The sequence below is a fragment of the Microbacterium sp. Cr-K20 genome (assembly GCF_000708325.1).
Lineage (GTDB): Bacteria > Actinomycetota > Actinomycetes > Actinomycetales > Microbacteriaceae > Microbacterium.
In genome coordinates this window covers 1-21186 of sequence record NZ_JARE01000071.1, presented here as the reverse complement: position 1 = coordinate 21186, position 21186 = coordinate 1, and the positions used below count along the sequence as shown (strand labels likewise).

At 68.4% G+C, this 21186-nt stretch carries 20 protein-coding genes and 1 tRNA gene; 14 read left to right on the top strand and 7 right to left on the bottom strand.

Translation table 11 applies throughout. The features are described 5' to 3' along the window. Positions 1-6: 6 nt before the first annotated feature. The 3 genes from GZ67_RS0117545 to GZ67_RS0117535 are packed head-to-tail and all read right to left on the bottom strand — an operon-like array spanning position 7 to position 1912. Entirely contained in the window at positions 7-501 is a 495-nt protein-coding gene (locus GZ67_RS0117545; protein WP_029264459.1) for a hypothetical protein, read from the bottom strand. A gap of 1 nt (position 502) precedes the next feature. Beyond that, positions 503-1108 (bottom strand): dCTP deaminase, encoded by a 606-nt coding sequence (gene dcd, locus GZ67_RS0117540; protein WP_029264458.1) that lies wholly within the window; start codon positions 1106-1108, stop codon positions 503-505. A 9-nt stretch (positions 1109-1117) separates the two neighbouring features. Further along, positions 1118-1912: an IclR family transcriptional regulator gene (locus tag GZ67_RS0117535; protein WP_051662621.1), complete on the bottom strand. Its 795-nt coding sequence runs from the start codon at positions 1910-1912 to the stop codon at positions 1118-1120. Positions 1913-2036: 124 nt separating this feature from the next. Between GZ67_RS0117535 and GZ67_RS0117530 the strand changes: the two genes are divergently transcribed. From GZ67_RS0117530 to GZ67_RS0117510, 5 genes are all read left to right on the top strand, one after another. Continuing rightward, complete coding sequence (locus GZ67_RS0117530; RefSeq protein WP_051662620.1) at positions 2037-3380, top strand: MFS transporter; 1344 nt, start codon at positions 2037-2039, stop codon at positions 3378-3380. A gap of 32 nt (positions 3381-3412) precedes the next feature. Next, complete coding sequence (locus tag GZ67_RS0117525) at positions 3413-4450, top strand: zinc-dependent alcohol dehydrogenase (protein WP_029264454.1); 1038 nt, start codon at positions 3413-3415, stop codon at positions 4448-4450. Continuing rightward, positions 4447-5625, top strand: coding sequence for an L-rhamnonate dehydratase (rhmD, locus tag GZ67_RS0117520; RefSeq protein WP_029264453.1), 1179 nt, complete (start codon positions 4447-4449; stop codon positions 5623-5625). The genes GZ67_RS0117525 and rhmD overlap by 4 nt, the downstream gene beginning before the upstream one ends. Before the next feature lie 17 nt (positions 5626-5642). Then, positions 5643-6497 (top strand): fumarylacetoacetate hydrolase family protein, encoded by an 855-nt coding sequence (locus GZ67_RS0117515; protein ID WP_029264452.1) that lies wholly within the window; start codon positions 5643-5645, stop codon positions 6495-6497. Positions 6498-6561: 64 nt separating this feature from the next. Further along, positions 6562-6635, top strand: a tRNA-Gly gene (locus GZ67_RS0117510). A 26-nt stretch (positions 6636-6661) separates the two neighbouring features. On the opposite strand, the gene GZ67_RS0117505 is transcribed toward GZ67_RS0117510, so the two are convergent. The 3 genes from GZ67_RS0117505 to GZ67_RS0117495 form a co-directional block, all read right to left on the bottom strand. After that, complete coding sequence (locus tag GZ67_RS0117505; RefSeq protein WP_029264451.1) at positions 6662-8986, bottom strand: sulfatase-like hydrolase/transferase; 2325 nt, start codon at positions 8984-8986, stop codon at positions 6662-6664. Positions 8987-9103: 117 nt separating this feature from the next. Continuing rightward, the gene (locus tag GZ67_RS0117500; protein WP_029264450.1) at positions 9104-9733 is read right to left on the bottom strand and encodes a hypothetical protein; all 630 of its coding nucleotides are present in this window, start codon (positions 9731-9733) and stop codon (positions 9104-9106) included. Between the two features lie 82 nt (positions 9734-9815). After that, positions 9816-10322, bottom strand: coding sequence for a hypothetical protein (locus GZ67_RS0117495; RefSeq protein WP_029264449.1), 507 nt, complete (start codon positions 10320-10322; stop codon positions 9816-9818). Between the two features lie 262 nt (positions 10323-10584). On the opposite strand from GZ67_RS0117495, the gene GZ67_RS0117490 reads away from it, so the two are divergent. Then, a complete protein-coding gene (locus tag GZ67_RS0117490; RefSeq protein WP_051662619.1) occupies positions 10585-11712 on the top strand; it encodes an AI-2E family transporter in 1128 nt (375 codons plus the stop codon). Between the two features lie 169 nt (positions 11713-11881). Here GZ67_RS0117490 and GZ67_RS0117485 read toward each other — a convergent pair whose 3' ends face one another. Next, positions 11882-12607, bottom strand: a complete 726-nt coding sequence (locus GZ67_RS0117485; RefSeq protein WP_051662618.1) for a 2-oxo acid dehydrogenase subunit E2 — start codon at positions 12605-12607, stop codon at positions 11882-11884. A 117-nt stretch (positions 12608-12724) separates the two neighbouring features. Here GZ67_RS0117485 and GZ67_RS0117480 point away from each other — a divergent pair, with 117 nt between their 5' ends. The 8 genes from GZ67_RS0117480 to GZ67_RS0117445 all read left to right on the top strand — a co-directional run bounded on the left by GZ67_RS0117480 (position 12725) and on the right by GZ67_RS0117445 (position 21168). Beyond that, entirely contained in the window at positions 12725-14155 is a 1431-nt protein-coding gene (locus tag GZ67_RS0117480) for an MFS transporter (protein WP_029264446.1), read from the top strand. Between the two features lie 52 nt (positions 14156-14207). Further along, complete coding sequence (locus GZ67_RS0117475) at positions 14208-14705, top strand: universal stress protein (protein ID WP_029264445.1); 498 nt, start codon at positions 14208-14210, stop codon at positions 14703-14705. A 127-nt stretch (positions 14706-14832) separates the two neighbouring features. Beyond that, positions 14833-15045, top strand: coding sequence for a heavy-metal-associated domain-containing protein (locus GZ67_RS0117470; RefSeq protein ID WP_029264444.1), 213 nt, complete (start codon positions 14833-14835; stop codon positions 15043-15045). After that, positions 15042-16001 (top strand): hypothetical protein, encoded by a 960-nt coding sequence (locus GZ67_RS0117465; RefSeq protein ID WP_029264443.1) that lies wholly within the window; start codon positions 15042-15044, stop codon positions 15999-16001. The genes GZ67_RS0117470 and GZ67_RS0117465 overlap by 4 nt, the downstream gene beginning before the upstream one ends. 72 nt (positions 16002-16073) lie before the next feature. Further along, positions 16074-18344 (top strand): heavy metal translocating P-type ATPase, encoded by a 2271-nt coding sequence (locus tag GZ67_RS0117460; protein WP_029264442.1) that lies wholly within the window; start codon positions 16074-16076, stop codon positions 18342-18344. Between the two features lie 54 nt (positions 18345-18398). Continuing rightward, the gene (locus tag GZ67_RS0117455) at positions 18399-18674 is read left to right on the top strand and encodes a YHS domain-containing protein (RefSeq protein WP_029264441.1); all 276 of its coding nucleotides are present in this window, start codon (positions 18399-18401) and stop codon (positions 18672-18674) included. Positions 18675-18688: 14 nt separating this feature from the next. Further along, complete coding sequence (locus GZ67_RS0117450) at positions 18689-20827, top strand: heavy metal translocating P-type ATPase (protein WP_029264440.1); 2139 nt, start codon at positions 18689-18691, stop codon at positions 20825-20827. A gap of 29 nt (positions 20828-20856) precedes the next feature. Next, positions 20857-21168, top strand: a complete 312-nt coding sequence (locus GZ67_RS0117445; protein WP_029264439.1) for a metal-sensitive transcriptional regulator — start codon at positions 20857-20859, stop codon at positions 21166-21168. The last annotated feature ends 18 nt before the right edge of the window (positions 21169-21186 follow it).

Genomic DNA, 21186 nt, shown 5'->3' with positions numbered 1-21186 from the left:
GCGACGTCAGACCAGCAGCGCGAGGACGGACGGGGGCACGACGGCTCCGCCCGCGAAGGGCAGCCCGACCGTGTTCAGCAGCACCACGATCACGACGATCGCGGCGACGAGCAGCAGGAACAGGAACGCGAAGATCACGGCCACGAACCCGCCGTAGCCGCCGGAGGTCGGGACCTCGGGCGCGACCGACGGCTGCGCCCAGTCCTCGGCCACCGCGGCCGGCGCCTCGCCGTCGAGGATGCGGGGCGTCGGGCGTACCCGGTCGGAGCGACGCAGCGTGTCCGGCGGAGGCGGCGGGATCACGACATCCGCATCGGGGATGTCGGCCGACGGCGGCGGCGTGAGCAGTCCCTCGGGGATCGGGATCTCGGGCGGAGGCGGCGGGATGACGGCATCGGCGGGCGGGATCAGCGCCTCCTCGGGGACCAGTGCCTCCTCGGGGACCGCCGTCTCCTCGGGGGTGACCGGCTGTTCCGGGGTGCTGCCGCTGCCGTCCGTCATGTCAGCCTCCGACTGCTCCGATATCGGTCACGCCGACATCCGTCCGATGGAAGTTCTGGAACGACCGTGAGGCCGTCGGCCCGCGCTGCCCCTGGTACCGGTTGCCGTAGGGGCCGGAGCCGTAGGGGTTCTCCGCAGGCGAGGTGAGTCGGAAGAAGCAGAGCTGCCCGATCTTCATCCCCGGCCACAGCTTGATCGGCAGGGTCGCGACATTCGCGAGCTCGAGCGTCACGTGCCCGGTGAACCCCGGGTCGATGAAGCCGGCCGTCGAGTGCGTGATGAGTCCGAGGCGCCCCAGCGACGACTTGCCCTCGAGGCGGGCGGCGATGTCGTCCGGCAGGGTGACCTGCTCGTAGGTGGCACCGAGCGCGAACTCGCCGGGGTGCAGGATGAACGGCTCCTCCGGGTCGACCTCGATCAGACGCGTGAGCTCCGGCTGGTCGACCGACGGATCGATGAACGGATACTTGTGGTTGTCGAACAGCCGGAAGTAGCGGTCCAGGCGCACATCGATGCTCGACGGCTGGACCATCTCCTGCTCGTGCGGTTCGAGGCCGACGCGGCCGGATGCGAGTTCTGCCTTGATGTCGCGATCACTGAGAAGCACGGCCCCAGCCTAGTTGCCGATGCTGATCCCCTGGAGATGCATGTCCTCGCGGAGGCGAAGGACCGTGCGCCGCAGCGGCTCGACCATGGAGTGCGGCCACCGCTCGTCGGTGCGGCTGGTCGGCATCGTGATGCTCAGCGCGGCGGCAACGCCCGTCTCTTCCGGCCAGGTGAGCGGCATCGCCACACAGCGGCATCCGTCGATGAACTCCTCGTCATCCACGAAGAAGCCCACATCCCGCCCCTTCTCGATGACCGTGAGGATGTCGTCCGGGTCGGTGATCGTGCGGGCCGTCAGGCGCGGGATCGCGACCTGGTGCAGGCGGCGCATGACGTCGTCGTCATCGAGCGTGCTCAACAGCGCCTTGCCGATGCCGGTCGCGTGCGCGTGGAGTCGCATCCCCACGTTCGACGCCAGACGCATGGGGTTCGGCGACGGGCTGATCGCGATGTAGACGTTCTCCACCCCGTCGAGCCGGGCCATCTGCACGGTCTCCCCGGTCTCGTCGGTGAGAGCGCGCATGAGCGCCGGCCCGGCCTCGAGCAGCAGGCGGTGCCCGTCGTAGCGCTGCCCGATCTGCCAGGCCTTGAGACCCAGCGAATAGCGCTTGCTCACCGGGTCGAGTTCCACCCAGCCGGCGTCGACGAGCGTGCGGAGCAGGCCGTGCGCGCTCGAGCGCGGCAGCCCCAGCGCCCCGAGGAGTTCCGGGAACGTCTGGGCATCGGTCGCGGCGAGGTGCTCGATGATCTCGAGGGCCCGACCGGCGGATTTCACGGCACTCGGCGCCTGCGCGGTGTCTGTCATGTCTCCCCCGATGGATGAATTGTGTCCGACGCGAACGTGTGTCACACTATCGCGCGTTCAGGTCTGAGACATCAGATTCACATACGTGAACGCATTGGATTCCCTCGTCAATGGAGATGCACCGATGTCCACCCAGTCCCCCACGCGGCCCGAACTCGCCGCGATCGTCCGCAAGGTCACGCTCCGGCTGATCCCGATCCTGCTCCTGATGTACATCCTGGCCTTCCTCGACCGGGCCAATCTCGGATTCGCGAAGGCGGCCTGGCAGGCCGACACCGGGATCTCGGATGCCGCGTACGCGCTCGGCGCCGGGATATTCTTCCTCGGCTACGCGGTGTTCGAAGTGCCCTCGAACCTGATCATGCGCAAGGTCGGGGCCAAGATCTGGCTCGCGCGCATCATGGTCTCGTGGGGCATCGTCTCCGCGCTCATGATGTTCGCCACCAACGAGTGGATCTTCTATATCCTGCGCGTGCTGCTCGGCATCACCGAAGCGGGCTTCTTCCCCGGCGTCATCCTGTTCCTCACCTACTGGATCCCGCTCAAGTTCCGCGCCCGCGTGAACGGCCTGTTCTACTTCGGCGCACCGCTCGCCTTCATCTTCGGCGGACCGCTGTCGGGAATGCTGCTCGACCTCGACGGCAAGGTCGGCCTCCACGGCTGGCAGCTCATGTTCCTGGTGACCGGCATCCTCACGGTGATCATCGGCATCGTCGCGTTCTTCTACCTCGACAACGGCCCGAAGGACGCGAAGTGGCTGAGCGAGGGTGAGCGCTCGACGCTCCTGGCCGCACTCGAAGCGGAGGACTCGGCGAAGGAGAACCACTCGCCGCGGGGCGCCCTGCGCGCACTCGCCAACCCGGTGGTGCTGTACTTCGCCGCGATCTACCTCACGATCCAGATGAGCGTCTACGGGGTGACCTTCTATCTGCCCACCCAGATCGCCACGATCGTCGGCAAGCCCGTCGGGCTCGAGGTCGGCCTGCTGACGGCCGTGCCGTGGACCTTCGCGCTGATCGTCACCTTCGTGCTCTCCCGACTCGCGGACAGCACGGGTCAGCGCCGCCTGATCGCCACGTGCGCCCTCGCCGCTGCCGGCGTCGGCATCGTACTCTCCGCCGTCATCCAGGATCCGCTGATCGCCCTGGCCGCGCTCAGCGTCGGTGCGGCGGGGTTCATCTCGGTGCAGCCGGTGTTCTGGACGCTGCCGACGTCGTTCCTGCTGGGAGCGGCGGCCGCGAGCGGCATCGCGCTCATCAACTCGCTCGGCAGCCTCGGCGGCTTCCTCGCGCCGGTCCTGAAGAACTGGGCGGACGCCACGTTCGGCGACAGCGCGGGACTCATCATCCTGGCCGCGATCGCCCTGGTCGGCGCCGGCCTCATCGCCCTCAGCAAGGTCGTCAGCCCCACTGTCCGCGAGACGGACGGCGTCGGACTCGCCACGACCACCACCACCGGCCAGCGCTGACCGCGCCCGGCAGATCAAGGAGACATACGCCCATGCGCGAGCTCGTCCTCACCGAGATCGGACGCCTCGACGTCCGTGAATCCCCGATTCCGCAGCCCGGCCCCGGCGAGGCACTCATCCGGGTGGCCGCGACCGGGATCTGCGGATCCGACGTGCACGGCTACACCGGCGAGAACGGACGCCGCTTCCCCGGGCAGGTGATGGGGCACGAGTCGAGCGGGACGATCGCCGCGCTCGGCACCGGTGTCGACGAGCTCGCGGTCGGCACGGCCGTGACGTTCAACCCCGTCGTCGTGCCCGCCGAGGATGCCGCAGCGTTCGCGGGACGGGAGCAGCACCACCCCGGCAAGCATGTGATCGGGGTGGCGAAGGAGATCCCCGCCGCGTTCGCGGACTACGTCGTCGTCCCGGCACGCAATGTCGTCGCGTTGCTCGACGGCCTGCCGATCGAACTGGGTGCGCTGATCGAGCCGCTCGCCGTGGCGGTGCACGCCGTACGCCGACTCCCCGCCGGGAGCCTCGGACGCGTGCTCGTGATCGGCGGCGGTCCGATCGGCCAGTCCATCGTGATCGCCCTGCGCGACGCGGGCGCCGCGACGATCATCGTGAGCGAGATGGATGCCGCACGCCGCGAGCTCGTGCGGCGGCTCGGCGCCGAGACGATCGATCCGGCGGACGGTCCGGTCGCGGACCAGCTCCGTGCCGGCGGCGGGCTCGCCGACGCGGCGCTCGACGCGGTGGGGATCACCCCGACGCTGCGGGACGCGTTCACCAGCACCACGCTCGGAGCCCCGATCTGCCTGGTCGGGATGGGGGCTCCGCAGGTGACCATCGACGCGTTCCTGGTCAGCACCGAGGAGCGATCGCTCATCGGCAGCTTCACCTACGGATCCGACGACTTCGCCGATGCCACCGAGATCATCGGCGCCGACCCCGACGTCTACGGCGCGCTGATCAGCCGCGAGATCGACGTCGCCGATGCAGACGCCGCCTTCTCCGCCCTCGCGGCGGGCGACGGCACCCCGGGCAAGGTCCTTGTCCGATTCGACCGAGAGGAAGAGACACGATGACCGGCACCCCCACCATCCGCGAGGTCCGCGCCTACACCGTGCGCGGCGGCGGAGCGGACTACCACGACCAGGGCGCCGAGCACTGGATCGACGATCACATCGCGACGCCCATGAGCGTGTACCCCGAGTACCGGCAGTCGCGGCAGAGCTTCGGCATCAACGTGCTCGGCACCCTCGTGGTCGAGATCGAGGCGAGCGACGGCACGGTCGGCTTCTCGGTGACGACCGCCGGCGAGATCGGCGCGTTCATCGTAGAGAAGCACCTGGCACGCTTCCTTGAAGGCCGCAAGATCACCGACATCGAGCGCATCTGGGATCAGATGTACAAGTCGACGCTCTATTACGGACGGCGCGGTGTGGTGCTCAACGCCATCAGCGGTGTCGACCTCGCGCTCTACGACCTGCTCGGTCGCGTGCGACAGGTGCCCGTGTTCGAGCTGCTGGGCGGCCCCGTCCGCGACGAGCTGCAGTTCTACGCGACCGGTGCGCGCCCCGACCGCGCGAAGGAGCTCGGCTTCATCGGCGGCAAGATGCCCCTGCACCACGGCCCCGCCGAGGGCGAGGAGGGGCTTCGCAAGAACATCGCACAGCTGGCCGATATGCGCGAGAAGGTCGGCGACGACTTCTGGCTCATGCTGGACTGCTGGATGTCGCTCGACGTCGAGTACGCGACGCGCCTCGCCCACGCGGCCGCCGAGCACGGGCTGAAGTGGATCGAGGAGGCGCTCATCCCCGACGACTACTGGGGTTATGCCGAACTGCGCAAGCGCGCACCCTCCACCGTGCTCGTCACCACCGGCGAGCACGAGGCGACGCGGTGGGGATTCCGGCAGCTGCTCGAGACCGGCGTCGACCTGATCCAGCCCGACGTGGGCTGGTGCGGCGGCATCACCGAGCTGCTGAAGATCTCGGCGCTCGCGGACGCGCACGGAACCATGGTCGTTCCGCACGGATCGTCGGTGTACTCGTACCACTTCGTCGTGACGCGCACGAACAGCCCGTTCGCGGAGTTCCTCATGATGCACCCGACTGCCGAGGAGGTCGTGCCGATGTTCTCGCCGATGCTCGTGGGCGAGCCCGTGCCCGTGAACGGCCGACTCAAGGTGCCCGAGACTCCCGGCTTCGGCGTCGAGCTCTCCGACGCCATCGACAAGCACCGCCCCTACACGCACTGACCCTGGAGACACGACACATGGAATTCCTCCGACTCGGCGCGGCCGGCGCCGAACGACCGGCCGTGCGCCACGACGGTCGCATCCACGACTTGACGCCGCTCACCGGCGACATCGACGGCGCGTTCCTCGCCCGCGACGGGATCACCCGCACGCGGGAGGCGCTCACTGCCGGCACGCTCCCCCTGCTCGACGGCGCCGAGGCACTGCGCGTCGGTGCGCCGATCGCGCGCCCGATGGCGGTGCTGTGCATCGGACAGAACTACGCCGCGCACGCCGCGGAATCCGGCGACGCCCCGCCCACGGTGCCGATCCTCTTCCACAAGCACCCGAACACGATCGTCGGCCCGTTCGACGACGTGCTCATCCCGCCGGGAGCCGAGAAGGTGGACTGGGAGGTCGAGCTCGGCGTCGTGATCGGCACCACCGCCCGCTACCTCGCGAGCCCGGAGGAGGCGCTCGCGCACGTGGCCGGATACGTCGTCTCGCACGACGTCTCCGAGCGCGCGTTCCAGGTGGAGCAGTCCGGTGGGCAGTGGTCGAAGGGCAAGAACGCCGAGACCTTCAACCCGCTCGGCCCGGTACTCGTCCCCGCCGATGAGGTCGACCCCCAGGCGCTGCGGCTCTGGTCGACGGTGAACGGCGAGGCCCGTCAGGACTCGAACACCGCCGACATGATCTTCACCGTGGCGCAGATCGTCCACCACCTGTCGCAGTACCTCGTGCTCGAGCCCGGCGACCTCATCAACACCGGCACCCCGCAGGGAGTCGCGCTCTCCGGACGCTTCCCCTACCTGCGCGCCGGCGACGTGGTCGAGATCGGCATCGACGGACTCGGGAGCCAGCGACAGCGCCTGGTCGACGCGCGACGCTGAGTCGCACTTTGGCCAACGCCCGTGTGCCAGGTAGGCTTGCCCTCACCTGCTCTCGGGCGGGTTCGGGACTGTAGTTCAATGGTAGAACTTCTGCTTCCCAAGCAGATAGCGCGGGTTCGATTCCCGTCAGTCCCTCCACATGTGACGTCCAGAGCGGGAGCGCCCTACTCCCGCGCGAAGGCGGCCTGCGCTTCGAGTTCGAGGTCGAGGTACTGCTCCTCACTCACGTCGACGGCTACGCCGCGGATCGTTCCGCCTGTGAAGGTGAAGGGTGACCGGTAGGAGCGGCTCACCGAGTCGGCGCTGTCGTATCCGATGCACAGGCCGTCACCGCACAACGTGAACTTTCCGACTTGGGCGCGCATCGGTCCGGTCGCGACCGCCTGGTCGTCGACGTAGAGGGTCGTGGTGCCGACGGACTCCTTGTACTCGCCTGCCCCCTCGCGGATGAACTCCATGCCGACGGAGTGCTTCCCCGAGGTGAGCTTCTCCGAGACGAACGTCTGTTCCGGCTGGATGCCGAGGAAGTTGTAGACGTAGTGCAGTCGTCCGTCCTGGATGAACAGTGCATGTCCGCCGAAGCGCGATCCGTGGGCGAAGATCACGCCCTCGGCGTCGTCTTCGATCTCGACGTCCGCGATGATCTTGAATGACCGGCCCCGCACGTTCACGGCGACGCCCTCGGGGACCGACCCGCTGTCGGGGTAGTAGATGTAGCGGTGGCGTGGGGGCTCGGACGAGGGGCGCTCGATGGTGAGTTGCTCCATCGCGGTGCGGTCGTCGATGGGGAGCCCGTAATTGACTTCGGCTTCTTCGAACCAGGCGTCGACGAGTTCTCTGACCTTCTCGGGGTGGTCCGCGGCGACGTTCTTCGATTCCGAACGGTCTTCGTCGACGTGGTAGAGCTCCCACTCATCCTCGTCGAAGTGGCCGTGTCCGGTGATCGGGGCGTGCGTGGCAGCGACCTTCCATCCGTCTTGCCACAGCCCTCTGGTGCCGATCATGTTGTAGTACTGGCGCTTCTTCCGGGTGGGCGCGTCGGGGGCGGCGTCGAACGAATACCGCATGGAGACGCCGGGCAGCGGCTCCTGCTCGACCCCCCGATACTCCTCGGGCATCTCGAGGCCCGCCACGTCGAGGATCGTGGGCACGATGTCGGTGACATGGTGGTACTGGTGGCGGATCTCGCCCCTGGCTTTGATGCCTGCAGGCCAGTGGATGATCATCGGATCGCAGGTGCCGCCGGAGTACTGGCTGTAGCGCTTGAACATCGGGAACGGCGTGGAGAATGCTGCCGCCCAGCCCGTCGGGTAGTGGTTGTAGGCCTCGGGGCCGCCGAGGTCGTCGATACGGGTGAGGTTCTCTGCGAGATCGTCGGGGTAGTTGTTGAAGAACTTGTTCTCGTTCACGGAACCGTCGGACGACCCCTCTCCGGATGCGCCGTTGTCGGCGCAATAGAAGATGATCGTGTTGTCGAGCTGGCCGGTCTCCTCGAGGTAGTCGACGATCCGCCCGATCTGCGCGTCGGTGTATTCGCTGAATCCGGCGAAGACCTCTGCCATACGGCGGAACAGCTTCTTCTCATCTTCGCTGAGCGTGTCCCAGGGCTTGACGTGGTCGGCAGCGTTCGCCTGAGCTTCCGGCATCGGATTGAACGGCGTCAGCTCGGTGTCCGCGGGCATGATGCCGCGGTCGATCATGCGGCCGAGCACCCACTCGCGATAGGCGTCGTATCCATCGTCGAAAGCGCCCTTGTACTTGTCGATGTACTCCTGCGGCGCCTGATGCGGCGCATGGTTCGCCCCGGGGCAGAACCACATGTACCAGGGCTTGGACGGATTGGTCGCCTGCTGGCCGCGCAGCATCTGCAACGCCTGATCCGCGAGGTCCTTGGAGAGGTGATACCCCTCTTCCGGCGTGTACGGCTGCTCGATGAAGTGGTTGTCCTCGGCGAGGTCGGGGTACCACTGGTTCGTCTCTCCGCCGAGGAAACCGTAGAACCTGTCGTAGCCCATCTGCAACGGCCACTGCCTGCGGCTGCCGCCGGCGGCGTTGTCCTGCTCCGGCACGTTGTGGTCCTTACCCAGCCAGAACGTCGAATAGCCGTTGTCCTGCAGGATGTGCGCCATCGGTGCACAGTCATCCGGAATCCGCCCCGAGTTGCCGGGGAAACCGTTCGTCGACTCCATCAGTGAAGCGATGCTGTTGCGCGTGTGGTTGCGCCCCGTGAGGAACACGGAACGAGTCGGTGAGCACAGCGCGGTGGTGTGCCACTGCGTGTAGGTGAGGCCGTTCGCGGCAAGCCGGTCGAGCGTGGGCATGTTGATCCGGCCACCGTAGGGCGACCACGATGCCATCCCGGTGTCGTCGTAGAGGATAACGAGCACATTCGGAGCGTTCTCCGGCGCGGCCGGCAAGAGGTACGGCTCCCAGTCCGGTTCGGAGTCCCGCACATCGAGCGCGATCTTGCCGTTGAAGTCCTCAGCCACACCGATACCCCCGTTTCGAGATGGGGCGGTGAGCCCGCCACCACGGGCGACGCTAGCCACAGCGGGCGCAGCATCGGAAGGTCACATCACCCCGATGGGGTGACCCGAAGATCTCCGTCAGATCTTGATCGGGAAAGTGAGCAATGTCGCGATTCCTCCGATGACGATGACCCCACTCAAGCCGAGGAACACCCAGCGCCTCCACGGGACCGCCTGATGCTGAGAGATCGCGGCGAAGAACAGGACCAGGGCGAAGAGGACCGTGAGCAAGGAGTAGTCGTCGCCGCGCTGATTGTTGGCGAGGGCCTCGTCGAACTTCGCATCGGCGCGCGCGCTCAGATCTTCGGACTCGACCGCGCCGGGTGGCACGTACTCGTCCATCACGAAGGGACCGCGGGCGGTGCGTCCTTCGGCTGTCCACGCGTCGAACGCGACCGCGAACTCTTCGGTGAAGCGTTCTTCGATGAACCGCACCAGGTCGTCACGCCCCTCTTCGTCGGCGAGCACCCATTCGGTGTAGAGCGTGAGGTCGTACTGACGTGCGGCCTGAGCCGTCGACTGTGCCGAGGCTGCTTGGACTCGCGCACTCGATGCCTGGCTGAAGGCGATGGACATCTCGCCGCCCCACTTCGAGGCCTCGAATCCGCACCACGCTGTCAGGACCGCGGTCACCGAGAGCAGAACGACGGTGATGATGTCGAGAACCCGGGTCGTGCGGACCGGTTCATCCGAGGCTTCCGTCTGCATGGCCTTGATCTTCGGCCAAGCGCTGCGGAGGCGAAAGCAGTTGCTCACCCCGGCGGGGTGAACGCCCGACGAGGTGTCTCCGTCAGAACAGGGTCACGGTGCGGGAACTTGTCGATCCGTCGGTGGGCGAACCCGTGGCCTGGACGGAAACCGAGATGCCCGAATGCAGCGGGGTCGAGCCGAGGACACCGAAGCTGACATTCGTCACGCCTTGCCCGGCGAGCGACCCGGCGAAGGCCAACGTGTAGGAGACGGTGCCATCGCCGTTGTCACTCGCGCCGACCGATGTCCACGTCGGATCGGTCGCAGGGAGTGCCCCGACGACGGGACTGCTTCCGCCTGCATTGGCGATGATGGCGGGCTGCACCGCACCGACATCGACGGAGGCGAAGGTCACCACGACGATGCCGCTGGTGATCGGCTCCACAGGGAGTGTGGACGCCTGAGTGTCGTCGTTGCGCAGCTGGATCGACGCACCGTAGTACTGCGGATTCACCCACGTGCCGCCGAGCATCGACTCGATCACGAACCGGCCGCGCGCGTCCGTGGATGCCGCGGCGAGCGGCGTCGCCGCGGCAATCGCGATCACGGGGACAGACCACGCTGCTCCCGTCAGGAGGGCTCGACGCCGCACACCCTGCGGTCTGTCCTGACCTGCTGCCTCATTGCCCATAGTCTCGCCAACCTTCCCGATGCGTCTGATCGTGGTGAAGTTGTGTCGGCCCTGCGGGAGAGGTCGTGCTCGGCCCGCGCGGACGCGTGTCAGCGATTATAGGACTGTGTCCCTGCGGTCACCAGGAACGGGTGAGGGGGCACACGTGAGCGCCGTGGTCCGTGCGTAGCGTGCACGTATGGACGAGAGAGAATCCGGGCTGAGCGCGGACCGAGAGCGCGGACGGCGAGCTCCGCGGCTTCAGCTCGTGCTCCCCGCGAAGCCGCTGCTCTCCGGCTTCTCCGTCGCGGTGGGCGTCCTCCTCGCCATCGCGCTGGCCGCCACCGTCGCCGGTGTCTCGACGGTTCTCATCTCCATCTTCCTCGGCATGTTCCTGGCCCTCGGTCTGGATCCCGCCGTGCGTGCCCTCGAACGTCGAGGGTTGAGCCGCGGGGCGGGCGTCACCATCGTCGCTGTCGTCTTCCTCGGAGTCGTCGCCGCGATCCTGCTCATCCTCGTCCCGGCAACGGTCCGTCAGGTCTCCGCGGCGATCGAGGCCGCCCCTGAGACCATCGCCGCCGTGCAGCAGAGCGGCTGGTACCTCTCGCTCGAGGCGAATCTCGGCGTCGACCTCTCCGCCCTCATCGCCGACGGCCTGCGGTCGCTCACCACGCTCTCCTCCTTCCTCGCGATCTCCGGAGGAGTCCTGAAAGCGGGATTCGGGGTGATCGGCGCGATCTCGAGCTTCATCATGGTCGTCGTGCTCACCCTGTACTTCATCTCCTCCCTGCAGAGCATTCGAGGGGCGATCGCGAATCTCATCCCGCTGTATCGGCGAGACCGCTTCGTCGCTCTCCTGGACGAGATCACGCAGTCGGTCGGGGCGGTCGTCGCGGGCGGCGTCACGCTGTCGGCCATCAACGCGCTCGTGGTGTTCGTGATCCAACTCGCCGTCGGCTCCTCCGTGCCCGCGGTCATGGCCATCGTCGCTTTCTTCGTCACCCTGGTCCCGATGATCGGATCCCTCGTGTTCCTGGTCATCGGCGGCGTCGCGACGCTGCTCGTCAGCCCGACGGCAGCGTTGGTCTTCGTGGTGTGCTACCTCGTCTACATCCAGGTGGAGGCGTACGTCGTCACGCCACGCATCATGGGCAAGGCAGCGGCGGTGCCCGGAGTGCTGGTGATCATCGGGGCGATGATCGGCGCCACACTCCTGGGACTGCTCGGGGCACTCGTCGCCATCCCGCTGACGGCGTCGATTCTGATCATCATCCGGAAAGTATGGATTCCGCGCCAGAATCGTCAGACCGAGCCGCCCAGCGAGTGACCTCGCGGAGCAGAAAAGCTGCGCCACATCGACGGCAGCTCCCTGGCCGAGCTCCTCCGCTTCAGCGCGCGGGCCGCAGCGGTCACCGTCTCCCGGCCGGGCGCGGATCCGCCCCTGCTCGGCGAGCTCGCCACGCTGGCTCCCGGCTGACCCGGGGAGCTCGCCCGAGTCAGGGTCGACGAAGTCGGTCAGGCCGCTCGAGGATGCCGGTGAGGGTGGCGAGGAACTTCGCTGCGAGGGCACCGTCGATGATCCGATGATCCGCGGTGAGGGTGTACGTGAGCAGTCGGCGAGCGACAGCGGCGCCGTCGACGAGCGCGACGTGCTCGGTCACCGCGCCGACCGCGAGCACTGCCCCCTGCGGCGGGATGATCAGCGCGGTGAAGTGCCCGACGCCGAACATCCCGAGGTTGCTGATGGTGAAGGTGCCATCGCTCAGGTCGGAGAGCTGGAGCTTGCGCTCCTTCGCCCGCGCAGCGAGGTCACGGGTCCGGCGGGAGATCTCGGTGACCGAGTCGTGGTCGACGTCGTGCAGCACCGGGATCATCAGCCCCGAGGGCGCGTCCACGGCGACACCGATATTGATGCGGTCATGAAGGAGCACCTGTCCGCGGCCCTCGTCCGAGTAGCTGGCGTTGATCTCGGGATGATCTGCGAGGGCCAGCGCTACGGCGCGCACGAGGAAGGCGTTCACGGAGAGCCTCTGCCCGGTGGGGGTCAGCTCCTGGTTGAACTCTTCTCGCAGGCTCAACAGCGCATCGACATCCGCCGTGGCGGTCACGGTGAAGCTGGGTATCGCCGCGCTCTCGGTGACGGTTCGCGCGATGGCGCGACGCATCGGGTCGAACGCGACAGCGCGCGTGCCGCGCCGGTCGGCCGAGGTGGTGTCGATCATCGTGTGCCTCCTGCACGTTCGGTCGGGCGTCTTCGCGGTGTCGAGCACCCCTACCCCCTATGGGTATAGGCTACACCGCGACCCGGACATCCCGGCGAGCTTCCAGGAGGAACGACCATGCCCACATCCAGACCCCTGTCACCCGCGAAGCGGTGGCTCGGCCTCGCGCTGATCGCCACCGCGCAATTCGTCGTGATCATGGACACGTCGATCATCGGCGTCGCCCTGCCCGACATCCAGAGGGCTCTCGGCTTCACCCCCGAGTCGCTGTCCTGGGTGTTCAACGCCTACGTCGTCGCCTTCGGCGGCCTGCTCCTGCTGGGCGGACGCCTCTCCGACGCATTCGGCGCCCGCAAGATCTTCGTGCTCGGCTGGATCGTCCTCATCGTCGGCTCGATCATGGCCGGAGCCGCCGGCAACGTCGGCGTCGAGATCGCCGGACGCGCCATCCAGGGTGCCGGATCCGCGATGATCGCTCCCGCGGCCCTGACGCTGCTCATGATGCTGTTCGGCGGCACCTCCGACCTCCCCAAGGCATTCGCCGTCTACGGCGCGGCCGCACCCATCGGCGGCACGGCCGGCGTCTTCCTCGGCGGTGTCCTGACCGAGTACGTGAGCTGGCCCTGGGTGTTCTACGTCACGGTCCCGATCGCGCTCCTCGTGCTCGCCTTCACCGGCACCGCCCTCCCCCGCACCGTCCGCAAGGCATCGGGTTCGATCGACATCGGCGGAGCGGTCACGGTGACCCTCGGACTCGCGGCCGTGGTCTACGCCGTCGTCAACGCACCGGAGATCGGCTGGCTCACCTGGTCGACCCTCGGGATGCTGGCGGCCGGAATCGTCCTGCTGCTGATCTTCTTCCTCATCCAGGCCCGCAGCCGCAACCCGCTGCTGCGCCTCGGACTGCTGCGCGCCCCGCTTCTCGGAGCGGCGAACGTCGCCCAGCTGATGCTCGGCGCCGCCTGGGTGTCGATGTGGTTCTTCCTCAACCTGTACCTGCAGCAGGTCCTCGGCGCGAGCGCATTCGCCGCCGGTGCCGCACTGCTGCCGATGACCGGACTGGTCGTGCTCGTCATGATCGCGCTGGCACCCCGACTTCAGGAGCGGTTCGGCGCCAAGGCGCTGATCGTCAGCGGACTCCTCCTACTGGCCGGTGGGCTGGCGTGGCTCGCCTTCATCCGACCGGACGGCACCTACGCCGTCGATGTCCTGCCCGCCTCGCTGCTCGCCGCTCTCGGCATGTCGCTGGCTTTCGTCCCGTCGCTCGGCACCGCCATCAACGCGGCACCTCCGGCGGAGACCGGCGTGGCCTCCGGGCTGGTCAGCACCAGCTACCAGATCGGATCCGCGCTCGGCCTCGCCGTGCTCACGGCGATCGTTTACGGCATCGCCGGCCACGACTCGACCACGGTCGAGCTCACCCAGGGATACTCCGCCGCCTTCATCGGCGCGGCGATCCTCGCCCTGCTGGGAGCGATCATCACGGCGATCGCCATGAGGAAGCCGCGGGCAGCGGCCTTCGTCTCCGAGGAGTCGGTATCGGCCTGATCCCCGGCTCTCCGACGACGACCAGTGACCCCTGACCAGTAAGGAAAGAACCATGTCCTCCCTGAAAATACTCATCGCCTACGACGGCTCACCCAACGCGCAGAGCGCGATGCACACCGTCGCCGGCCTCTTCCCCGGCGCGACACCGGTGCTGTTCTACGCCCGCCAACCGCTCGAGGGTTTCGCCGCGCATCTCGAGGGCCATCCGGCCCTCGAGAGTCTGCAGGGCCTCGACGCCGCGGCGCTCGACGTGTCGGAGAAGATCGCCACCGACGGTGCGCAGCTGGCGCGCGACCTCGGCCTGCAGGCGGAGCCGCTCATCTCGTCGACGATGGCCACCGCCTCCGAAGCGATCGTGGATGCCGCCGAGGAGCTCGACGTCGACCTGATCGTGCTCGGCTCCCGAGGGCTGCGCGGAATCAAGGCGACGCTGCTGGGGAGCACCTCGGCGAACGTGCTGCACCACGCCACCCGCCCCACGCTCGTGATCCCCTCGGATGACGTGGCCGACGCGCGTCGCCGGACGCGGAGCACGACGCCCGCGTCCTGAAACACCCCCCGACCGCCGACCCGGCCGGGTCCGCGCAACGGATCCGGCCGGTTGAGGAATACCCCTCATGGGTATACCGTTGTCACTGATACCCGGTACGGGTACCGAACGAGAAAGAGGATACGCGATGACCACGAACGAATTCCAGGTGACCGGAATGACCTGCGGACACTGCGAGATGTCGATCCGCGAAGAGGTCGCCGAGGTCCCGGGTGTCGAAGACATCCAGGTGAGCGCACAGACGGGCGTACTCCTCGTCACCGGCTCCGACTCCCTCGACGACGCGCAGATCCTGGCCGCCGTCACAGAGGCCGGGTACTCGGCGGTGCGGAAGGCATGAACGCCGGGGCGCGGCTCGCCATCTACGGGGCGGGGGTGGTGGTGGCGTTCGGCGCGGCATTCGGCCTCGCCCAGGTCGTCATCCCCCCGACCGTTGTCAGTGAGTGGACGAAAGGTACGGAGATGGAAGAGCACGGAGCACACGGCGCGGCCGCGACCACCGAGGATGCGGCGAGCGCGACAGCGGACGCCCTCAAGGGGCTCTCGCTGAGCCTCGAAGGATACGCACTGTCTCCGGTCGCGGCACCGGCGGGGGCGGACGAGCCCGGCGAGCTGAGCTTCCAGATCCGTGATGCGCACGGCACCCCGGTCACGGAGTACACGACCGCGCACGACAAGGACCTGCACCTGATCGTGGTGCGCTCCGACGGAAGTCAGTTCCGGCACGTGCACCCCACACTGGACGAGGCCACGGGCACCTGGTCGCTGCCGTGGGAGTGGGACGCCGCCGGCACCTACCGCGTCTTCGCCGACTTCACGCCGGCCGGCGCTGACGCACCGTCGCTCACCCTCACGCAGACCGTGCAGGTCGCCGGCGAGTTCACGCCCGTGACCCCCGCGCCGACGCAGGTCGCCGAGGTCGACGGATTCACCGTGTCGCTCGACGGGGCACTCGAAGCCGGATCGGCGAGCGACCTGACCTTCACCCTCACGAAGGACGGCACTCCCGTGACCGGCCTCGAACCGTATCTCGGCGCATTCGGCCACCTCGTCGCGCTGCGCGAGGGCGACCTCGCCTATTTGCACGTGCACGCCGCGGGTGACGAGCCGAAGGCGGGCGAGACCTCCGGTCCGGAGATCGCCTTCGCCGCCGAGGCCCCGACAGCGGGTCGCTACCTGCTGTACCTGGACTTCCAGGTCGACGGCACGGTGCACACCGCCGAGTTCGTGCTCGATGCCGCCCCGGCAGGGGACGCACCGGCATCCGAGGACGATTCGCACGACGACGGCCACTGAGCCGCGCACGGCGCCCGGCCGCCGGCCATCCGCCGCGGCCCCGAGCAACAGTCAGAGCAGAAAGAGAAGGACATGAGCACATCAGCACCCTCGAGTGCGGGGTCCGGCGTCGAGTTGGAGATCGGCGGGATGACCTGCGCCTCCTGCGCGATGCGGATCGAGAAGAAGCTCAACAAGCTCGAGGGCGTCGTCGCGACCGTGAACTACGCGACCGAGAAGGCGAAGGTCACCGTTCCCGACGGCTACGATCCGGCACTGCTGATCGCCGAGGTGGAGAAGACCGGTTACTCGGCCGCGCTGCCCGCCCCGAAGGGCAAGCGCGCAGACACCGGGTCGACCGGTGACGCCGAGGGCGAGGATCCGGAGCTGCGCTCGCTGCGCAACCGGCTGATCGGGGCCGTCGTGCTGACGGTGCCCGTGATCGCGATGGCGATGATCCCCGCGCTGCAGTTCATGTACTGGCAGTGGGCTTCGCTCGCCCTGGCCGCGCCCGTGATCATCTGGGCGGCCTGGCCGTTCCACAAGGCCGCGTGGACGAACCTCCGCCACGGCGCCGCAACGATGGACACCCTCATCTCGATGGGCACCTCGGCCGCGTTCCTGTGGTCGCTGTATGCGCTGTTCTTCGGAACCGCGGGCACGCCGGGCATGACGCACCCCTTCGAGTTCGCGCTGGCCCCCTCCGACGGCGCGGCCAACATCTACCTCGAGGTGGGTGCCGGGGTGACGATGTTCATCCTCGCCGGGCGCTACTTCGAGAAGCGCTCCAAGAAGCAGGCGGGTGCCGCCCTGCGCGCTCTCCTCGAACTCGGAGCGAAGGAGGTCGCCGTTCTGCGCGGCGGCGTCGAGACGAAGATCCCCGTCGAAGACCTGCAGGTCGGCGACGAGTTCATCGTGCGACCGGGCGAGAAGATCGCCACCGACGGCATCGTCGTCTCCGGGACGTCGGCCGTGGATGCATCCATGCTCACGGGCGAGGCCGTGCCCGTCGAAGTGGCCGAGGGCGACTCCGTCACCGGCGCCACGACGAACGTCGGCGGTCGACTCGTGGTGCGGGCGACCCGCATCGGGTCGGACACGCAGCTGGCGCAGATGGCGCAGCTCGTCGAAGACGCGCAGACCGGCAAGGCCGAGGTGCAGCGGCTCGCCGACCGCATCTCCGGCGTGTTCGTCCCCATCGTCATCGTGATCGCGGTCGTGGCGCTCGGCGGCTGGCTCGGCGCCGGATTCCCGGTGACCGCGGCGTTCACGGCGGCCGTCGCCGTGCTCGTGATCGCCTGCCCGTGCGCGCTCGGTCTCGCCACCCCCACCGCGCTGCTGGTCGGCACCGGACGCGGCGCGCAGATGGGCGTGCTCATCAAGGGCCCGGAGGTTCTGGAATCCACGCGCAAGATCGACACCGTCGTGCTGGACAAGACCGGAACGGTCACGACCGGCAGGATGACCCTCGTCGACGTGTTCGTCGAGGACGGCACCGATCGCGCGGAGCTGCTCCGGCTCGCCGGTGCACTGGAGGATGCCTCCGAGCACCCCATCGCGCAGGCCATCGCCAAGGGCGCGACGCAGGAGGTCGGCGCGCTGCCGACACCCGAGGACTTCGCGAACATCGAGGGCAAGGGCGTGCAGGGCGTCGTCGACGGTCATGCCGTGCTGGTGGGCCGTGACTCGCTCCTCGCCGAGTGGTCGCAGAAGCTCAGCCGCGAGCTCGCCTCGACGAAGGCGCGCGCCGAGGGCGAGGGCAAGACCGTCGTCGCGGTCGGCTGGGACGGGCAGGCACGAGGCATCCTCGTGGTGGCCGACACCGTCAAGCCCAGCAGCGCCGAGGCGATCGCCCAGTTCAAGGCGATCGGGTTGACCCCCATCCTGCTCACCGGCGACAACGAGGCGGTCGCCCGCCAGATCGCCGCCGAGGTGGGCATCGAAGAGGTCATCGCCGAGGTCCTCCCGAAGGACAAGGTCGACGTCGTCACCCGACTGCAGCGCGAGGGCAAGACCGTCGCGATGATCGGCGACGGCGTCAACGACGCCCCTGCCCTCGCTCAGGCCGACCTCGGTCTCGCCATGGGCACCGGCGCGGACGTCGCGATCGAAGCATCCGACATCACCCTGGTGCGGGGCGACCTGCGCAGCGCCGTCGATGCGATCCGACTGTCGCGCAAGACCCTCGGAACCATCAAGACCAACCTGTTCTGGGCCTTCGCCTACAACGTCGCGGCGATCCCCGTCGCGGCGCTCGGGATGCTGAACCCGATGCTCGCCGGGGCGGCCATGGCGCTCTCGAGCGTCTTCGTCGTCGGCAACAGCCTGCGCCTGCGCGGCTTCAAGAGCATCGCCAAGCCCTGACGCCCCTTCCGCCACCACCGACCCCCACCGAAGAATGAGAGAGGAATCACCCGCATGACGAACGACACCGAGGCACCCGCCAGCTGTTGCAGCATCAGTGCCCCGAACCCTGCCGCCGCAGGAAACGGACGCGCGAACCTGCTGGCCGGCGGTGCGAGTGACGACCTGACGACCTGCCCGGTCATGGTCGGCAACCCGGTCAGCAAGAAGGCCGCAGCGGCGGCGGGCCTCTTCCGCGATCACGAGGGCGAGCGGTACTACTTCTGCTGCGCCGGGTGCGGCCCGGCCTTCGACTCCGATCCCGCCAAGTACGCCGCCAACATGGCCTGAGAGAGGATGACCCCATGACCGATCCGCACGCGCACCACCACTCACCCGCGCACTCGATGGACGCCCCGGAGGCTGCGCACGAGAACCGCGGCAGCCACGAGAGCCCTGGCGATCACGAGGGGCACGGCGGTCATGGGGGTCACGGCGGTCATGGGGGTCACGGCGGGCACGCAGGTCACGGCGACCATGTCGGTCAGTTCCGTCGCCTGTTCTGGATCAACCTGGTCATCGCGGTTCCCGTGGTGGCGTTCTCGCCGATGTTCGCGATGATCTTCGGTTACGAGGTCCCCGGGTGGGCGCGGTTCATCGCGCCGGTGCTGGGCACGGTCATGTACGTCTGGGGCGGCTGGCCCTTCATCACCGGCGCCGTCAGCGAGCTCAAGTCGCGCAAGCCGGGCATGATGCTCCTCATCGGCCTCGCCATCACGGTGGCGTTCCTCGCCTCGTGGGGCGCGACGCTGGGGCTCCTCCATCACGAGCTCGAGTTCTGGTGGGAGCTCGCACTCCTCGTGGTCATCATGCTGCTCGGCCACTGGATCGAGATGCGGTCGCTCGCGCAGACCACATCGGCACTCGACTCGCTCGCCGCCCTGCTTCCGGATGAGGCCGAGCGCGTCGAGGGCGACACCGTCGTCACCGTCTCGCCCGCCGATCTCGTCGTCGGCGATGTCGTGGTCGTCCGTCCCGGCGGAAGCATCCCCGCCGACGGCCGCATCATCGACGGCGGCGCGGCCATGGACGAGTCCATGGTCACCGGCGAATCCCGACCGGTCACCCGGACCACAGGAGACACCGTCACGGCGGGAACCGTCGCCACCGACTCGGGCCTGCGCGTCGAGATCACGGCCACCGGCGACGACACCGCTCTGGCCGGCATCCAGCGATTGGTCGCCGAGGCGCAGAACTCCTCCTCGCGCGCCCAGCGCATCGCCGACCGCGCGGCCGCGCTGCTGTTCTGGTTCGCGCTGCTCTCCGCCGCCCTCACCGCCGTGGTCTGGACCCTGGTCGGGAACCCGGATGCCGCCGTGGTGCGCAGCATCACCGTCCTCGTCATCGCCTGCCCGCACGCACTGGGCCTCGCGATCCCGCTGGTCGTGTCGATCGCCACCGAGCGCGCGGCTCGCGGAGGCGTCCTGATCAAGGACCGCCTCGCACTGGAGAGCATGCGCACGGTCGATGCCGTGCTCTTCGACAAGACCGGCACGCTCACCAAGGGAGCACCCACGGTGACGGCCGTCGAGCCGACCGGCGACATCGACGCCGACCGGCTGCTGCTCCTCGCCGCCTCCGCCGAGGCCGACAGCGAGCATCCTCTCGCCCGCGCCATCGTGCGGGCCGCCCAGGAGAAGGGCACCGCTCTCGCGAAGGCATCCGGGTTCACCTCGTCGCCCGCGGTCGGCGTGACGGCGACGGTCGACGGCCGCGAGGTCCGCGTCGGCGGCCCGAAGCTCCTCGACGAGGTCGGCGGGCACGAGATCCCGGCCGCCGACGAGTGGCGGGACGAGGGCGCCATCATCCTGCACGTCGTGGTCGACGGACAGGTCGTGGGCGGGCTGAAGCTCGCCGACGAGGTGCGGCCGGAATCGCGGCAGGCCGTGGATGCCCTGCACCGGCTCGGCGTCGAGGTCGTCATGATCACCGGCGATGCCCAGGCCGTCGCCGAGTCGGTCGCCGCCGAGCTCGGCATCGACCGGGTGTTCGCCGGCGTGCGCCCCGAAGACAAGTCGAGGAAGGTCGCCGAGCTGCAGGCCGAGGGCAAGAAGGTCGCGATGGTCGGTGACGGCGTCAACGACGCTCCCGCCCTCGCCCAGGCCGACGTGGGCATCGCGATCGGCGCGGGGACGGATGTCGCCATCGCCTCGGCCGGCGTGATCCTCGCGAGCTCCGACCCGCGGTCGGTGGTCTCCGTGATCGAGCTGTCCCGCGCCGCGTACCGCAAGATGAAGCAGAACCTGTGGTGGGCGGCCGGTTACAACCTGCTCTCGGTTCCGCTCGCCGCCGGCGTGCTGGCGCCCATCGGATTCGTCCTGCCCATGTCGGTCGGGGCTATCCTGATGTCCCTGTCGACCGTCGTCGTCGCGCTGAACGCCCAGCTGCTCAGACGCATCGACATCACCCCCGAAGCGAGCACGCGCGCCGTCCTCGGCCGCTGAGACCCGATCATGCGACGAAGGAAGCAGAGATGACCCCCGAAGCGACGGCCGACGAACACACCCACGGCTACATCACCGACAAGACCAAGTACCTGAACCGGATGCGCCGGATCGAGGGTCAGGCCCGCGGGATCACGAAGATGGTCGACGACGAGAAGTACTGCATCGACATCCTCACCCAGATCAGCGCGCTCACGAGCGCACTGCAGGCGGTGGCGGTCGGGCTTCTCGACGACCACCTCAAGCACTGCGTCGTGGACGCCGCTCGCATGGGCGGCGACGACGCCGACGCGAAGATCAAGGAAGCGTCGGACGCGATCGCGCGGCTCGTGCGGTCCTGAGCCGGCCGGGGGCGACGC

Bases quoted from the DNA above. Each gene is read 5' to 3' on its own strand.
- rhmD (WP_029264453.1), top strand. From the start codon at position 4,447: ATGACCGGCACCCCCACCATCCGCGAGGTCCGCGCCTACACCGTGCGC.
- GZ67_RS0117545 (WP_029264459.1), bottom strand. From the start codon at position 501: ATGACGGACGGCAGCGGCAGCACCCCGGAACAGCCGGTCACCCCCGAG.
- GZ67_RS0117525 (WP_029264454.1), top strand. From the start codon at position 3,413: ATGCGCGAGCTCGTCCTCACCGAGATCGGACGCCTCGACGTCCGTGAA.
- GZ67_RS0117515 (WP_029264452.1), top strand. From the start codon at position 5,643: ATGGAATTCCTCCGACTCGGCGCGGCCGGCGCCGAACGACCGGCCGTG.
- GZ67_RS0117500 (WP_029264450.1), bottom strand. From the start codon at position 9,733: ATGCAGACGGAAGCCTCGGATGAACCGGTCCGCACGACCCGGGTTCTC.
- GZ67_RS0117460 (WP_029264442.1), top strand. From the start codon at position 16,074: ATGAGCACATCAGCACCCTCGAGTGCGGGGTCCGGCGTCGAGTTGGAG.
- GZ67_RS0117470 (WP_029264444.1), top strand. From the start codon at position 14,833: ATGACCACGAACGAATTCCAGGTGACCGGAATGACCTGCGGACACTGC.
- GZ67_RS0117455 (WP_029264441.1), top strand. From the start codon at position 18,399: ATGACGAACGACACCGAGGCACCCGCCAGCTGTTGCAGCATCAGTGCC.
- GZ67_RS0117465 (WP_029264443.1), top strand. From the start codon at position 15,042: ATGAACGCCGGGGCGCGGCTCGCCATCTACGGGGCGGGGGTGGTGGTG.
- GZ67_RS0117530 (WP_051662620.1), top strand. From the start codon at position 2,037: ATGTCCACCCAGTCCCCCACGCGGCCCGAACTCGCCGCGATCGTCCGC.
- GZ67_RS0117490 (WP_051662619.1), top strand. From the start codon at position 10,585: ATGGACGAGAGAGAATCCGGGCTGAGCGCGGACCGAGAGCGCGGACGG.
- GZ67_RS0117450 (WP_029264440.1), top strand. From the start codon at position 18,689: ATGACCGATCCGCACGCGCACCACCACTCACCCGCGCACTCGATGGAC.
- GZ67_RS0117480 (WP_029264446.1), top strand. From the start codon at position 12,725: ATGCCCACATCCAGACCCCTGTCACCCGCGAAGCGGTGGCTCGGCCTC.
- GZ67_RS0117535 (WP_051662621.1), bottom strand. From the start codon at position 1,912: ATGACAGACACCGCGCAGGCGCCGAGTGCCGTGAAATCCGCCGGTCGG.
- GZ67_RS0117445 (WP_029264439.1), top strand. From the start codon at position 20,857: ATGACCCCCGAAGCGACGGCCGACGAACACACCCACGGCTACATCACC.
- GZ67_RS0117475 (WP_029264445.1), top strand. From the start codon at position 14,208: ATGTCCTCCCTGAAAATACTCATCGCCTACGACGGCTCACCCAACGCG.
- GZ67_RS0117485 (WP_051662618.1), bottom strand. From the start codon at position 12,607: ATGATCGACACCACCTCGGCCGACCGGCGCGGCACGCGCGCTGTCGCG.